Source organism: Nocardioides bigeumensis (assembly GCF_039531755.1).
In the GTDB taxonomy this organism is placed as follows: Bacteria; Actinomycetota; Actinomycetes; order Propionibacteriales; family Nocardioidaceae; genus Nocardioides; species Nocardioides bigeumensis.
In genome coordinates this window covers 21265-35315 of the sequence record NZ_BAAAQQ010000012.1, presented here as the reverse complement: position 1 = coordinate 35315, position 14051 = coordinate 21265, and the positions used below count along the sequence as shown (strand labels likewise).

Annotated in this window: 13 protein-coding genes and 1 pseudogene; 7 read left to right on the top strand and 7 right to left on the bottom strand. The window is 71.5% G+C overall.

The window, feature by feature from the left end:
• Nucleotides 1–163: 163 nt before the first annotated feature.
• The 4 genes from purB to ABD295_RS12590 all read right to left on the bottom strand — a co-directional run bounded on the left by purB (nucleotide 164) and on the right by ABD295_RS12590 (nucleotide 5038).
• On the bottom strand, nucleotides 164–1582 hold the full coding sequence (purB, locus tag ABD295_RS12605) for an adenylosuccinate lyase (protein WP_344304097.1): 1419 nt from the start codon (nucleotides 1580–1582) through the stop codon (nucleotides 164–166).
• Nucleotides 1579–2364, bottom strand: coding sequence for a ribonuclease FAU-1 family protein (locus ABD295_RS12600; RefSeq protein ID WP_344304096.1), 786 nt, complete (start codon nucleotides 2362–2364; stop codon nucleotides 1579–1581). Before ABD295_RS12600 ends, purB begins: the two co-directional genes overlap by 4 nt.
• Nucleotides 2361–3626: a phosphoribosylamine--glycine ligase gene (purD, locus tag ABD295_RS12595; RefSeq protein WP_344304095.1), complete on the bottom strand. Its 1266-nt coding sequence runs from the start codon at nucleotides 3624–3626 to the stop codon at nucleotides 2361–2363. Before purD ends, ABD295_RS12600 begins: the two co-directional genes overlap by 4 nt.
• A gap of 113 nt (nucleotides 3627–3739) precedes the next feature.
• Nucleotides 3740–5038 (bottom strand): adenylosuccinate synthase, encoded by a 1299-nt coding sequence (locus ABD295_RS12590; RefSeq protein WP_344304094.1) that lies wholly within the window; start codon nucleotides 5036–5038, stop codon nucleotides 3740–3742.
• Between the two features lie 84 nt (nucleotides 5039–5122).
• Between ABD295_RS12590 and ABD295_RS12585 the strand changes: the two genes are divergently transcribed.
• Nucleotides 5123–6034 (top strand): diacylglycerol/lipid kinase family protein, encoded by a 912-nt coding sequence (locus ABD295_RS12585; protein ID WP_344304093.1) that lies wholly within the window; start codon nucleotides 5123–5125, stop codon nucleotides 6032–6034.
• Here ABD295_RS12585 and ABD295_RS12580 read toward each other — a convergent pair.
• A complete protein-coding gene (locus tag ABD295_RS12580) occupies nucleotides 6031–7044 on the bottom strand; it encodes a LuxR C-terminal-related transcriptional regulator (protein ID WP_344304092.1) in 1014 nt (337 codons plus the stop codon). The two genes, ABD295_RS12585 and ABD295_RS12580, sit on opposite strands and share 4 nt — an antisense overlap.
• A gap of 190 nt (nucleotides 7045–7234) precedes the next feature.
• Between ABD295_RS12580 and lysS the strand changes: the two genes are divergently transcribed.
• The 4 genes and pseudogenes from lysS to ABD295_RS12565 all read left to right on the top strand — a co-directional run bounded on the left by lysS (nucleotide 7235) and on the right by ABD295_RS12565 (nucleotide 10636).
• Nucleotides 7235–8947, top strand: coding sequence for a lysine--tRNA ligase (gene lysS, locus ABD295_RS12575; RefSeq protein WP_344304091.1), 1713 nt, complete (start codon nucleotides 7235–7237; stop codon nucleotides 8945–8947).
• 72 nt (nucleotides 8948–9019) lie between these two features.
• A complete protein-coding gene (locus ABD295_RS12570; RefSeq protein WP_344304090.1) occupies nucleotides 9020–9433 on the top strand; it encodes a DUF3151 domain-containing protein in 414 nt (137 codons plus the stop codon).
• Between the two features lie 204 nt (nucleotides 9434–9637).
• A pseudogene (locus ABD295_RS21195) lies at nucleotides 9638–9775 on the top strand (type IV toxin-antitoxin system AbiEi family antitoxin domain-containing protein); the annotation flags it as partial.
• A 78-nt stretch (nucleotides 9776–9853) separates the two neighbouring features.
• Nucleotides 9854–10636, top strand: coding sequence for a hypothetical protein (locus ABD295_RS12565; RefSeq protein ID WP_344304089.1), 783 nt, complete (start codon nucleotides 9854–9856; stop codon nucleotides 10634–10636).
• 102 nt (nucleotides 10637–10738) lie between these two features.
• Here the strand turns inward: ABD295_RS12565 and fbaA are convergent, their stop codons facing one another.
• A complete protein-coding gene (fbaA, locus tag ABD295_RS12560; RefSeq protein ID WP_344304087.1) occupies nucleotides 10739–11773 on the bottom strand; it encodes a class II fructose-bisphosphate aldolase in 1035 nt (344 codons plus the stop codon).
• 135 nt (nucleotides 11774–11908) lie between these two features.
• Here fbaA and ABD295_RS12555 point away from each other — a divergent pair, with 135 nt between their 5' ends.
• Together ABD295_RS12555 and ABD295_RS12550 are read left to right on the top strand one after the other, a co-directional pair.
• On the top strand, nucleotides 11909–12748 hold the full coding sequence (locus ABD295_RS12555) for a hypothetical protein (protein WP_344304086.1): 840 nt from the start codon (nucleotides 11909–11911) through the stop codon (nucleotides 12746–12748).
• Entirely contained in the window at nucleotides 12745–13239 is a 495-nt protein-coding gene (locus ABD295_RS12550; RefSeq protein ID WP_344304085.1) for a SigE family RNA polymerase sigma factor, read from the top strand. Before ABD295_RS12555 ends, ABD295_RS12550 begins: the two co-directional genes overlap by 4 nt.
• Before the next feature lie 25 nt (nucleotides 13240–13264).
• Here the strand turns inward: ABD295_RS12550 and ABD295_RS12545 are convergent, their stop codons facing one another.
• Nucleotides 13265–13948 (bottom strand): TrmH family RNA methyltransferase, encoded by a 684-nt coding sequence (locus ABD295_RS12545; RefSeq protein ID WP_344304084.1) that lies wholly within the window; start codon nucleotides 13946–13948, stop codon nucleotides 13265–13267.
• Nucleotides 13949–14051: the final 103 nt, after the last annotated feature.

The following is a 14051-nucleotide window of genomic DNA, read 5'->3' as shown; positions in this document are numbered from 1 at the left end:
CCCATCCTCTCCGACCGTCCCACCTTGAAACGCAGCGCGGCCTCGTCTCCGGACATGTGACCACGAAAGGCACGTGTTGCCTCGACCAGAATCGTGCCTTTCGTGGTCAGGTAGCGACCGGCCGGACGTCGACGGCAGCCATGACCGATCTAGGGACCAGGCCTCAGAGGATGCCGCCCGGCGAGTACGCCGCCGCGTCGGGATGCGCCGCGACCACGGCCTCGACCCGGCGCACGACCTCCTGGGTCTGCGCGACCGCCGCGCCGGTGAAGGTGATCGGCTCGTCGAGCAGCCCGCCGAGGTCCGCGCGCGACAACCCGAGACGGGAGTCGGCGGCGAGTCGGTCGAGCAGGTCGTTGTCGGCCTGGCCCCGGCGCATGTCGAGGGCGACGCCCACGGCCGCCTCCCTGATCGCCTCGTGCGCGGCCTCGCGCCCGACACCCGCCCGCACCGCCGACATCAGCACCTTGGTCGTGCCGAGGAAGGGCAGGTAGCGGTCCAGCTCGCGCTGGATCACGGCGGGGAACGCGCCGAACTCGTCGAGCACGGTGAGGAAGGTCCGGAACAGCCCGTCGGCGGCGAAGAACGCGTCGGGCAGCGCGACCCGGCGTACGACGGAGCAGGAGACGTCGCCTTCGTTCCACTGGTCGCCGGCGAGCTCGCCCACCATCGACAGATAGCCGCGGAGCACGACGGCCAGGCCGTTCACGCGCTCGCAGGAACGCGTGTTCATCTTGTGGGGCATCGCCGACGAGCCGACCTGGCCCTCTGCGAACCCCTCGGTGACCAGCTCGTGTCCCGCCATCAGGCGGATCGTGGTCGCCAGGTTGGACGGCGCCGCGACCAGCTGCACGAGCGACGACAGGACGTCGAAGTCGAGCGAGCGCGGATAGACCTGGCCGACGCTCGTCAGCACCCGCTCGAAGCCGAGGTGCGCGGCGACCCGCGACTCGAGCTCGGCCAGGTGCGAGGCGTCGCCGTCGAGCAGGTCGAGCATGTCTTGGGAAGTGCCCATCGGGCCCTTGACGCCGCGCAAGGGGTAGCGGGTCAGCAGGTCCTCGACCCGCTCGACACCGATCAGTAGCTCCTCGGCGACCGTCGCGAACCGCTTGCCGAGCGTGGTCGCCTGGGCGGCCACGTTGTGCGATCGCCCGGCCAGCACGGTGGTCTCGTGCTCGCTCGCGAGCCGAGCCAGCCGCGCCAGCGTCGCCACCGCGCGGTCGCGCAGCATCGCGAGCGAGGCCCGCACCTGCAGCTGCTCGACGTTCTCCGTCAGGTCGCGCGAGGTCATGCCCTTGTGGATGTGCTCGTGGCCGGCCAGTGCGCTGAACTCCTCGATGCGCGCCTTCACGTCGTGGCGGGTGACCCGCTCACGGGAGGCGATCGAGTCGAGGTCGACCTTCTCGACGACCGCCTCGTAGTCCTCGACGACACCGTCCGGCACAGCCACACCGAGGTCGCGCTGGGCGCGGAGAACCGCGATCCACAGCCGGCGCTCGAGCACGATCTTGTGTTCCGGGGACCAGATCGCGGCGAGGTCGGCGCCGGCGTACCTCGTGGCCAGGACGTTGGGGACGCTCACATCTCCATCGTCCCACGCGGGAACGTGAGCGGATCGTCCCAGCCCGGCGGCGGACGCCAGGTCTCCCAGCCCTGGTCGAGCGGCCAAGCGCGCGGCGCGATCAGCTCGTGCCTGGCCTGCTCGGCGACCTCGCGGATGATCCCTGCCTGCTCACGCGTCTTCGCGCCGCCGGTGACGGCCGCGTCCAGCTCGTCCTCGTCCTTGAGCCATACGTCGCCGTCGGCATCCACCCAGATGTCGAGGGTCAGGTCGCGCGTGAACGTGCGCGGACCTCCGTCGGCGGCGCGCAGGTGCGGCAGCTCGAGGTTGACGTAGTGGCCCTCGAACGTGCCCCCTTCGTCGTAGAAGTACCAGATCGACCACGGCTTCCCCGCGGGCGCGACCCGGAGGATGCCCGGCCCCTGCCAGGGCTTCACCACCATGTCGTAGTCGCGCTGGATCGACAGCCGCACCCGATCAGCCAGCGGCCGGTCGCGCAGTCCCAGCCCGTCGCGCGGGGTCGCCACCTCGGTCTCCGAGCCGGCCGGCAGCCACGCGACCAAGCCGCGCTCGTCGTCGCTGACCACCCGCAGCAGCTGCACGAACAGGCCGTAGCGCCAGGTGACCACGTCGCCTGGGGACAGGTACGCCGCCGCACCCACCGGGACGGTCGGCTCGTCCACCGGGAGCCGCATCGGCTCGAGCGCCGCCAGGTCGGGGGCGGCGGATCGGGTCGGACCGTCGAGCCGGACCATCGTCCCGCCGCTCTCTGACACCTTCGTGTCGTCGTGCTCCGAGGTCACGGCAGCCCGGCGGCGGGCGCGGCGATGTCCCGGCGCCACTGGGCCCCGGGGAACGAGATGGTGGCGACGCCCTCGTAGGCCTTGGCGCGGGCGTCGGCGACGTCGGTGCCGACGGCGGTGACGGCGAGGACCCGCCCTCCAGCAGTGACCAGGCGGCCGGCCGCGTCGCGCGCGGTCCCGGCGTGGAGGACGGCGACGTCGCTCTCGCGGTCGAGGGTCTCGGTGCCGACGATGACGTCGCCGGACGAGGACGACGCGGGATAGCCGGCCGACGCCATCACGACCGCGACGGCGGCTCCGGACTTCCAGGCCGGAGGCGGCACGGACGCGAGCGTCCCTGTCGCGGCGCCCATCAGCAGCGGCGAGAGCGGCGAGTCGAGGAGCATCAGGAGCGGCTGCGTCTCGGGATCGCCGAAGCGGGCGTTGAACTCGATCACGCGGACGCCACGCGAGGTGAGTGCGAGCCCGGCGTACAACAGGCCGACGAAGGGCGTCCCGCGCCGCGCCAGCTCGTCGACCGTCGGCTGCAACACGTCGCGCAGCACCTCCTCGACCAAGCCGGCGGGTGCCCACGGCAGCGGGGTGTAGGCGCCCATGCCACCGGTGTTGGGGCCCTGCTCGCCGTCGTGGATGCGCTTGAAGTCCTGGGCCGGCTGGAGGGGGTAGACGGTCGCGCCGTCGGCCTCACTCCATCCACACAGCGCGAAGAGCGAGACCTCGGGGCCGTCGAGGAACTCCTCGATCACGACGCGCTCGCAGGCGACGGCGTGGGCGAGCGCCTCGTCGCGGTCGTCGGTCACCACGACCCCCTTGCCGGCGGCGAGGCCGTCGTCCTTGACGACGTACGGCGCGCCGAGCTCGTCGAGCGCGGCGGCCGCCTCCTCGGCGGTCGTGCAGACGAAGGCCCGGGCGGTCGGGACGCCGGCGGCGTTCATCACGTCCTTGGCGAAGGCCTTGGACCCCTCGAGCTGCGCGGCCTCCGCGCTCGGTCCGAAGACGGCGATGCCCCGCGCGGCGACAGCGTCGGCGACGCCGGCGACCAGCGGGGCCTCGGGGCCGACGACGACGAGGTCGACGCCGAGCCGTTCGGCGAGGTCGGCGACCGCCTCGCCGGAGAGCGGGTCGACCTGGTGGAGCGTGGCGTGGGCGGCCATGCCCGGGTTGCCGGGAGCGGCATGGACCTCGGTCACGCCGGGGTCGCGGGCCAGCGACTCGACGAGCGCGTGCTCACGACCACCGGTGCCAATGACGAGGGTCTTCACGTCGGCCAATCTAGAGAGCGGCACCCTCGCGAGGGTCACGGGCCTGCTTGCGGAGGAAGGTCAGCGCGGCATCGGCGACCTGGGGGTCGAGCACGCCCGGAGACCAGGCCGTCTCAGTCGTCGTGGACGAGGACCGTCTCCTCGCGGCCAGGTCCGACCCCGACGCCCCAGATGCGGGTGCCCGACATGTCCTCGAGCGTCTTCACGTAGTTCTGCGCGTTGACCGGCAGGTCGGCGAAGGTCCGGCAGGCCGACAGGTCCTCCCACCACCCGGGCAGGTACTCGTAGATCGGCTTCGCGTGGTGGAAGTCCGTCTGCGTCATCGGCATCTCGTCGTGGCGCACACCGTCGACGTCGTAGGCCACGCACACCGGCACCCGCTCCCAGCTCGACAGCACGTCGAGCTTGGTGAGGAACAGGTCGGTCAGGCCGTTGACGCGGGTGGCGTAGCGGGCGATCACGGCGTCGTACCACCCACAACGACGGTCGCGGCCGGTCGAGACCCCGACCTCGCCGCCGATCTTCCAGAGCTTCTCGCCGTCCTCGTCGAACAGCTCGGTCGGGAACGGTCCCGACCCGACACGCGTCGTGTAGGCCTTGATGACCCCGATGACCCGGTCGATCCGGGTCGGGCCGATGCCCGCGCCCGTGCACACGCCGCCCGCGATGGCGCTCGACGACGTCACGAACGGGTAGGTGCCGTGGTCGACGTCGAGCATCGTGGCCTGGGCACCCTCGAAGAGCACGGTCTCGCCACGGTCGAGCGCGCCGTTGATCAGGAGCGAGGTGTCCTGGACCATCGGGCGCAGCCGGTCGGCGTACGACAGCAGCTCCTCGACCACCGCGTCGACTTCGACGGCGCGCCGGTTGTAGACCTTCGCCAGCAGCTGGTTGCGCACCTCGAGCGCGCCCTCGACCTTCTGCCGCAGGATCTTGTCGTCGAAGAGGTCGGCGACGCGGATGCCGAGGCGGTTGACCTTGTCGGCGTACGCCGGCCCGATGCCGCGACCGGTCGTGCCGATCTTGTTCTTGCCGAGGAACCGCTCGGCGACCTTGTCGATCGTCGAGTGGTACGACGCGATGACGTGCGCGTTGGCGGACACCACCAGGCTGGCGGAGACGTCGCGACCGCGTGCGGCGAGCGCGTCCACCTCACGGAAGAGCGCCTCCGGCGAGACGACGACGCCGTTGCCGATCACGCTGGTGACGCCGGGCGTCAGCACGCCGCTGGGCAACAGGTGGGTGGCGAACTTCTCCCCGTCGATGACGATCGTGTGGCCGGCGTTGTGACCGCCGCTGGTGCGCACGACGTAGCCGATCTCGCCGGCCTCGCCGGTCTGCGCCAGCAGATCGGTCGCCTTGCCCTTGCCCTCGTCGCCCCACTGGGCGCCGAGGATGACGATGGCGGGCATCGAGTCTCCCTCTATGTCTGCGCTGTCCTGCGGCGGCCCCGAGCGGGGCCGAGGCTATCGCACCCCGTGACATAGGCTCCCCGCGTGGACCCGCTGCTGGTGATCATGAATGCCGACGCCGGCACCGCCGAGGAGGAAGCGCTCGAGCGCGGCCTCGCGATCCTGCGGGAGCACACCTCGGTCGAGCTGGCGCAGACCTCCAACCCCGGCGAGCTCGACGGTGTCCTGCACCGTGCCGGCTCGCGCCGCATCGTGGTGGCGGGGGGCGACGGGAGCCTGCACGCCGTCGTGGCGGCCCTGCACCGCCGGCACGACCTGGCCGACGCGGTGCTCGCGCTGCTGCCCATGGGCACCGGCAACGACTTCGCGCGCGCCATGGACGTCCCGCTCGAGATCGAGGACGCCGCCAGGCTGGTCCTCGAGGGCGAGGTCCGGCGCGTGGACCTGATCCTCGACGACACCGGCCAGGTCGTGGTCAACAACGTGCACGTGGGCGCCGGCGCGCAGGCATCTCGCCGGGGCGCCCGCTGGAAGGAACGCCTCGGCTCGATCGGGGTCGGCAACGTCAACCTCGGACGCATCGGCTACCCGATCGGTGCGGTCCAGGCGGCCTTCAAGCCGCCGTCGCTGCACCTGCGCGTCGAGGTGGACGGCTCGGTCGTCAACGACCTCGACCAACCCGTGCTGATGGTGGCCCTCGGCAACGGCACCAGCGTCGGCGGCGGCGCCGAGCTCACGCCGGAGGCCGACGCGGAGGACGGGCGCATCGACATCATGGTCAGCCGCTCCATCGGGCCGCTCGCCAAGCTGGGGTACGCCGCCCAGGTGCTGCGCCGCACCCACCTCGAGCGCGACGACGTCCTCCAGGTCCGCGGGACCCGCGTCTCCATCTCCGGCGACGAGTTCTACTGCGCGGCCGACGGCGAGATCAGCGGGCCCGAGCGTCAGCGTTCGTGGCGGATGGAGCCGGCGGCGTACTCGATGGTGCTGCCCTAGATCCACCCGCGCCTGATCGCCTCGACGCCGGCCTGGAACCGCGAGTCGGCACCGAGCTCGGACATCACGTCGGCGATCCGGCGGCGTACCGTCCGCAGGCTCATGCCGAGCGTGCGCGCGATCTGCTCGTCCTTCTGACCGGCCGCGAGGAGCTGCAGCAGGAAGCGGCGCAGGTCGGGACGCGCCTCTCCGCCGGCGAGGTTGTCCATCTCGGGCACGGGCGACGCGCGCGCCCAGAGCTCCTCGAAGAGCAGGATCAGCGACTCCACCAGCGCCCCCTGGCGCACCAGCAGCCGCGGCTCGTCGGCGTACCCCAGCGGCTCCGGCACCACCGCGTGCGTCGTGCCGATCACCATCAGCCGGGTCGGCAGGTCCGGCAGCAGCCGGATCTGCTCGCCGGCCCTGGCCCGTGCGCGCAGCACGTCGGGGGCCTCGCTCAGTGCGACCACGGGGTAGATGGCCCGCGAGCGGCGTCCCTTCGCGATCGCCGCCGTGATGACCTCGACCATGGCGCCCTCGCGCGGCATCCGCCACGCGTCGGGACGCAGCCACAGCAGGTCGCCGCGGCTCTCGCTGATCAGGTTGGAGAGCAGCTGCAGCGCGTTGCCACCAGAGCTGACCTCCCCCTCGATGGGCACCACGTCGTCGACGTCACCGGTGCCCGGCCGGCTGACGGACGCGGCGAGGAGCGGGACGGCCTCGGCCAGCCGGGTCAGCCGCGCCTCGGCCGAGGCGGCCCGCGCGGCCTCGCGCCGGATCAGCAGGGACAGGGCGTCGGCGAGCGCGAGCACCACGAGGTGGCCGTCGTCGATCCGGCAGATGCCGAGCCGGGACAGCGGCTCGATCTCGGCGGCGAGCTCGCCGGTGGGCAGGTTGAGGGCGGCGGCCACCGAGGCCACCGACCCGCCGGACAGGGGGAGCAGGCGGGCGTACAGCCGCTCCTCGGCGCCGGACAGCCCGAGCGAGGACAGCGGGGTGGCGAGCGCGCTCGCCGGGGAACGGGGGGGCATCCTGGCAGGTTAGTGCCACCGGCATCGGAGGGCCAGGTGGCAGGGAGTTGACATGGGACACTGGACGAGCCCGAAGCCGGGCCACATCGAGGGCTTCGGAATCGCCACAGGGGACGATTCCGAAGCCCTCGTCCTTTGTCGCTAGCCTTGCCGCTCCGGACAACACAACAGCGGCGAGGAGGCGAGAGCGGTGGCACGTGGCAAGGGTGGCGAGGACAAGCACGGCGAGAAGCCGCTGGTCGACTGGGTCTCCAAGGCCGCCGACGACGCGATCCGGCACGCCGGCCCCGATGCGCAGGTCGTGACGTGCTCCTCGGGCGTCTCCCCGTCGGGCCGGGTGCACCTGGGCAACATGCGCGAGTTCATCACGGTGCACTTCGTGGCCGACGAGCTGCGCCGTCGTGGCGTGCCGGTGCGGCACCTCCACGTGTGGGACGACTACGACCGCTTCCGCAAGGTCCCGGTCGGCACCGACCCGTCGTACGCCGAGCACGTCGGCAAGCCGTTGAGCGCCGTCCCCGACCCCGAGGGCTGCCACCCCTCGTGGGCCGAGCACTACAAGGTGCCCCTGCGCGACGCCCTCCACGCGATGGGCATCGACATGGAGGAGGTGTCCCAGACCGAGCGCTACCGCAGCGGCTTCTACCGCGAGGACGTGCTGCACGCCGTTCGGCACCGCCACGAGATCGAGGAGGTGCTGGCCCGCTACCGCACCAAGAAGCCGGTGGCCCCAGCGTCCGACCAGGAGGCCGCGGCGCTCGCCGACTCGGTGGCCGACGCCGACGAGCAGGCGACCGGCGGCGGCGACCTCGCCCGGTTCCCCTTCAGGCCCTACTGCCGGGGCTGCGGACGCGACACGGTGACGGTGACGGCGTACGACGACGAGACGACCGACCTCACCTACACCTGCGAGTGCGGCGACACCCACACGACCAACCTCGCCACGCAGGACGAGGGCAAGCTGGTGTGGAAGGTCGACTGGCCGATGCGGTGGGCCAAGGAGCACGTCGACTTCGAGCCCGCGGGCATGGACCACGCCACGCCCGGCTCGTCCTTCACGGTCGGGCACGAGCTGGTCGAGAAGATCTTCGGGATGCCGCGGCCGGCGTGGTTCGGCTACGCCTTCGTCGGCTTCGCGGGCGTGCAGAAGATGTCGTCGTCGGCCGGCGGCGCCCCCACCGCGAAGGACGCGCTGCGGATCCTCGAGCCCTCGATCCTGCGCTGGCTCTACGTCCGTCGCAGCTACAAGCAGGCCTTCGACATCGACTTCGGGCCGGAGGTCGTGCGGCTCTACGACGAGTGGGACGCCCTGGCGCGCAAGGCGGGCGACCCGGCCAAGCGCGACCTGCAGGTACTGGCCTACGAGCGGGCGTCGGCGACGGCCGCCGGGCCGCTCCCGACCGCCGAGGTCGTCGTCCCCTTCCGGACGCTGTCGTCGGTCGCCGACGTCACCGCGGGCTCGGCCGAGCAGATCAGCCGGATCATCGGCGACGTCGGCTACCCGCACGAGCGCGTCGACCAGCTCGAGCCCCGGCTGGGCAAGGCGATCGCGTGGACCAGCGAGTACGTCGCCCCCGAGGACCGCACGACGGTCCGGTCCGCCCCCGACGCGGAGCGGCTGGCGGCGCTCACCGAGCAGGAGTCGGCGTGGCTGACCCTCTTCCTCGACCGCCTCGGCGACGCGAGAGACCTCGACGACGTGACCGCCCTGGTGTACGGCGTCCCCAAGCTCGCCCTCGGAATGTCGCTCGAGGACAAGCCGACCGACCAGGTGAAGGCGGACCAGAAGCAGTTCTTCGGGCTGCTCTACCACCTTCTCGTCGACGCCGAGCGCGGGCCGCGGCTGCCCACGCTGGTGATGGCGCTCGGCGCGGACAAGGTGCGGTCGCTGCTCACACCGTGACGGGCGCCGTCCCTGCGGCGTGCGCCGAGGCGTCCGCGCCCGGGCCGACCGTGCGGTGAGAGGGTGGGGCTCATGAGCTCCCACGTCGACCTGATGGCCGGACCCCCGCCCACGCTGCTGCCCGAGGACCCGGCGACGGACGCCCTCGCCACGCAGCCGCCCGGCGCGGTCGTCCGGGCGTTCCCGTCGTCCCCCACCGCCTGGGCCGCCCTCGCCGACGCCGCCCGGGCCGAGGGCGCCGACGACGTGACCGTCTACGCCTACTCTCGGGTCGGTTACCACCGCTCCCTCGACCTGCTGCGCCGCAACGGCTGGAAGGGCCACGGGCCCGTCCCGTGGGAGCACGAGCCCAACCGCGGCTTCCTGCGCTGCCTCGCCTCACTCGCCCTGGCCGCCCGCGCGATCGGCGAGACCGAGGAGTGGGAGCGCTGCGCGGCCTTCCTCCGCGACAGCAGCCCCGCGGCGTACGACGCCCTGCTGGCCTGACCTTGGTGCGGCCACTTTTTGGGTAACGCGGACCTTCTGGCGCTCCTGCCCCCGTATATCGGGGCAGGAGCGGGAGCAGCCCCGCGTTAGCCACAACATCTGACCTGGCCCACCAAACGTCCACACTCCGGCACTCCGAAGAGCTGTCCACAGGTCTCCTCGGCGGAGAGGACGCGGCGGACCACGGCGGCCGAGGGTGGCCGGATGATCGGACATGCCGCCGCTCGGATGCGGAGCCAGCACGGGCTCATCACCTTCGCCCAAGCCGTGGACTCCGGACTGCGTCCTGCGCAGATCAACGCGCTGCTCAAGCAGGGGCGGTGGGTGAGGGTGAGGCCAGGTGTCTACGCAGAAGCAGACCTGTGGGCGAGTCTCGACCCGTGGATCGGTCAACCAGCGCTGAGAGCGAGGGCCACGCACATGGTCGTCCGCATCCAGCATTGGCTCAGCCACGACTCCGCCATTGCGCTCCATGGACTGTCGCTCATCGCACGCAAGCACGAGCGGGTGCACCTGACTCGTCCCGACCGGCGCGGTCGGCAGGTGCGTGAGGGCCTCACCCAACATGGCGCCAAGGTCCACGAGACCGAGATGGCAGACCTGGACGGGCTCCCAGTGTTGTCCCTCGCGAGGACCGCGCTCGATGTGGTCAGAGAGCACGGCTTCGCTGTCGGGCTGGGCGCCTGCGATCAGGCGCTGCGAGCTGGCGTGACGCGCGACGAGCTCGAGCACGCGGCAGCGATGATGTGGGGTTGGCCATTCTCCGTGTCCGTGCGCGAGGCGGTGCTGTTGGCGGATGCGCAGGCCGAGAATCCGTTCGAGTCGGCCGCACGTGCGCTCGTCCTGGAGCTCGGCATCGGGATTCCCGAGACCCAGTTCGGACTGTCCGACGGGAACCGCTCGGTGTACTGCGACATGCGTGTCGGCCGGCACGTGTTCGAGGCCGACGGCAAGGTCAAGCTCACCCCCGTAGCGCTGGGGGGATACGCGCCAGATCCCACCCGGGCACTCTGGGAGGAGAAGAAGCGCCAGGACTTGGTGACCGGGTTCAAGTTGGGCATGTCACGGATCACCTACGCCGACCTGTTCTCGCAGCGCGACGTCGCGAAGCGGCGGCTCACTCGTGAGTACGACGACACGGTCGCACGCTTCGGCACCTCGATCGCCGATCTGGCGCCGTACATCCTGCGCCGCGCCGCCTAGGCGTGGGCATCTAGGGGTAACGCGGGGATTCTGATCCTTCTGCCCCCATATATCGGGGCAGAAGGACCACCCGCCGCGCGTTACCCAAGAACCCCGGCGACCTCAGCCAGCGAGGGAGTGCCCGGTGGAGCGGAGGTTCTCGCAGGCCTCGACGATGCGGGCGGCCATGCCGGCCTCGGCGGCCTTGCCCCAGGCGCGGGGGTCGTAGGCCTTCTTGTTGCCGACCTCGCCGTCGACCTTGAGCACGCCGTCGTAGTTGCTGAACATGTGTCCGGCGACCGGGCGCGTGAAGGCGTACTGGGTGTCGGTGTCGACGTTCATCTTGACCACGCCGTAGTCGACGGCCGCGCCGATCTCGTCGGCGGTGGAGCCGGACCCGCCGTGGAAGACGAGGTCGAAGGGACGCGCGTCGGCGCCGAGACCGAGCTCGGACGCGGCGGCGGCCTGGGCCTCGCGGAGGATCTCGGGGCGCAGCTTGACGTTGCCGGGCTTGTAGACGCCGTGCACGTTGCCGAAGGTCAGCGCGGTGAGGTAGCGGCCGCGCTCCCCTGAGCCGAGGGCCCTGATCGTGGCGATGGCGTCCTCGGGCGTCGTGTAGAGCTGGTCGTTGATCTCGTTGGCGACGCCGTCCTCCTCGCCCCCGACGACCCCGACCTCGATCTCGAGCACGATGTGCGCGGCGGCCGCCTTGGTCAGCAGCTCCTCGGCGATCTGGAGGTTCTCCTCGAGGGGGACGGCCGACCCGTCCCACATGTGTGACTGGAAGAGCGGGGCCTCGCCGCGCGCGACCCGCTCGGCGGAGATGTCGAGCAGCGGCCGGACGAAGCCGTCGAGCTTGTCCTCTGGGCAGTGGTCGGTGTGCAGCGCGACGTGGACGGGGTAGTTCTTGGCCACCTCGGCGGCGTACGCCGCGAACGCGACCGAGCCGCTCACCATGTTCTTCACCGTGGGTCCGGAGAGGTACTCGGCGCCGCCGGTCGACACCTGGATGATCCCGTCGGAGCCGGCATCGGCGAAGCCCTTCAGGGCGGCGTTGAGGGTCTGCGACGACGACACGTTGATGGCCGGGAAGGCGAAGCCCTTCTCCTTGGCCGTGTCGAGCATCTGCGCGTAGATCTCGGGGGTGGCGATGGGCATGGCGGGAACTCCTCAGGGAAGAACAGGATGAGGTCTGGGGTGACTCGGCAACGACCCTAGTCGCTGACAACCGATGCGCCGCCCGTCCCGTCTCAGTGGACAAGAGGCACCACTGCCGGCTCGAGGAGGGATCACGTGGACGTCACCGCCGAACTGGAGCGGGCGCTGTCGGCAGCCCCCGACGAGCCGCCGCACCGCGACCTCGGCGGGCTCCTCGACAACGCACACGGGGCGCTGCGCCGCCGGCGACTTCGCCTCGGGGCGGTCGCGGCCGCGCTGGTGCTCCTCGTCGGTGTGGGCGCCGCCGCCACACTGTCCCCCGAGCCCGACGCCAGTCGCTCGATCGCCACCGACCCGACGCCGTCACCCTCCGAGTCGGTGTCGACGCCGGGGGCGCCTGGGCCGCCCTACGCGAGGTACGACGCCGGGACGCTCGCCCTCGACGAGGGCGTGGAGGTGCTCGACCAGGTCGACAACCCGCTGGGCTACGCGCTCCCTGACGCCTCCGTCGCCCTTCGACTCGACGTCCAGGGCCAGGAGCGTTGGGAGCTCGCGACCTGGGACGGTGACAACGACACGAGCTTCGGTGTCCACGTCTCGCCTCGCGAAGTGGAGCAGCGGACCTTCGACGGCTGGGTCGAGGTCCAGCAGCTCATCTACGGCGACGCCGACTGGCTGGTGGTGTCGAAGCCTGGCCCCGGCGGGAGGGTGCTCGTGCCCCGCGAGGGCGCCACGATCGTCGAGCAGCGCGGTGACCTCTACATCGACGACGAGTTCACGCCGGAGGGGTGGCTGGCGCACGTCGCCGTCGCGGACGACGCCAGCGGCGAGCGGTACTTCGTCCTCGTGCGGACATCGGAGCAGACTGAGGAGACTCACTACTTTCCGGTCCGCGCGAACCAGATCGACGCCGACACCATCGACGAGTTCCTGACCTACGTCAGAGAACGTCTCGAGCTCAGGCAATTCCCGTGAGCACCCGCGACGAGCAGTTCTCGACCTTCGTCACCGCTCGGCGCACCCACCTGCGCCGGGTGGCGTACGCCGTGTGCGGCGACTGGCACAAGGCCGACGACATCCTCCAGACCGCATTGCTCAAGGCGTACGTCGCCTGGCCGCGCATCCACAACCGCGGCGGCGAGGAGGCCTACGTGCGCCGCATCATCGTGCGGACCACGATCGACGAGTCCCGCCGGCCCTGGCGCCGCGAACGGCCGGGCCTCCCTGCAGAGGAGCGGCCGACCAGGGAAGGCCTCGCACCCGAGGAACGCGACGCGCTGATCGACGCCCTGCAGGAGCTGCCCGAGATGCAGCGCAAGTGCGTGGTCCTGCGGCATTGGCTTGGCCTCTCCGTCGAGGAGACCGCCTCCGAGCTCGGGGTCGCCACCGGGACGGTCAAGAGCCACACCTCGCGCGGGGTCGCCCGGCTCCAGGACCTGCTCGCCACACCCGGAGGAGCATCTTGACGGAGGCGTCGGGTGGGGGCTGCTCTCAGCCTCGCCAGGCGGCTTCGCCGCGGAGGTCGGCGTGCGCACGGATCCAGGTGTGCATGGCGATCGCCCCGGCCGCCGAGGCGTTGATCGAGCGGGTCGACCCGAACTGCGCGATCGACAACGTGCCGTCGCAGGCCTCGCGAGCGGCGCCGGAGAGGCCCGGGCCCTCCTGACCGAAGAGCAGGCACACGTGGCGCGGGAGCGTGGTGGTCTCGAGGTGCTCGCTGCCCGGCAGGTTGTCGATGCCGAGCAGCCGGACCTGCGGGGCGAGCTGGTGCAGGTACGCCGCCAGGTCGGCCGGCGTCGCGTGGTGCCGGACGTGTTGGTAGCGGTCCGTCACCATCGCACCCCGGCGGTTCCACCTCCGGTTGCCGACGATGTGCACCTCTGCGGCAAGGAACGCGTTGGCGGTCCGCACGATCGTGCCGATGTTGAAGTCGTGCTGCCAGTTCTCGATCGCGACGTGGAAGTCGTGCCGACGGGTGTCGAGGTCGGCCACGATCGCCTCGAGCGACCAGTAGCGATAACGGTCCACGACGTTGCGCCGGTCGCCGTGCTCGAGCAGCTGGGCGTCGTACTCCTCCCCCTCCGGCCACGGACCCTCCCACGGCCCGACGCCCACTTCGGCGGGACCGTGCGGCATCGGGTCGTACGGCGCCCGCTCGTCGTCGGCGCTGGCCATCGACTCAGAACGCCGAGATCGAGGCGGGCGCCAGGAACGGCTCGGCGATCGGGAGGCTCATGCCCGGCAGGCTAGCCCTGCACGCCACCAGGCTCGCCCTCAT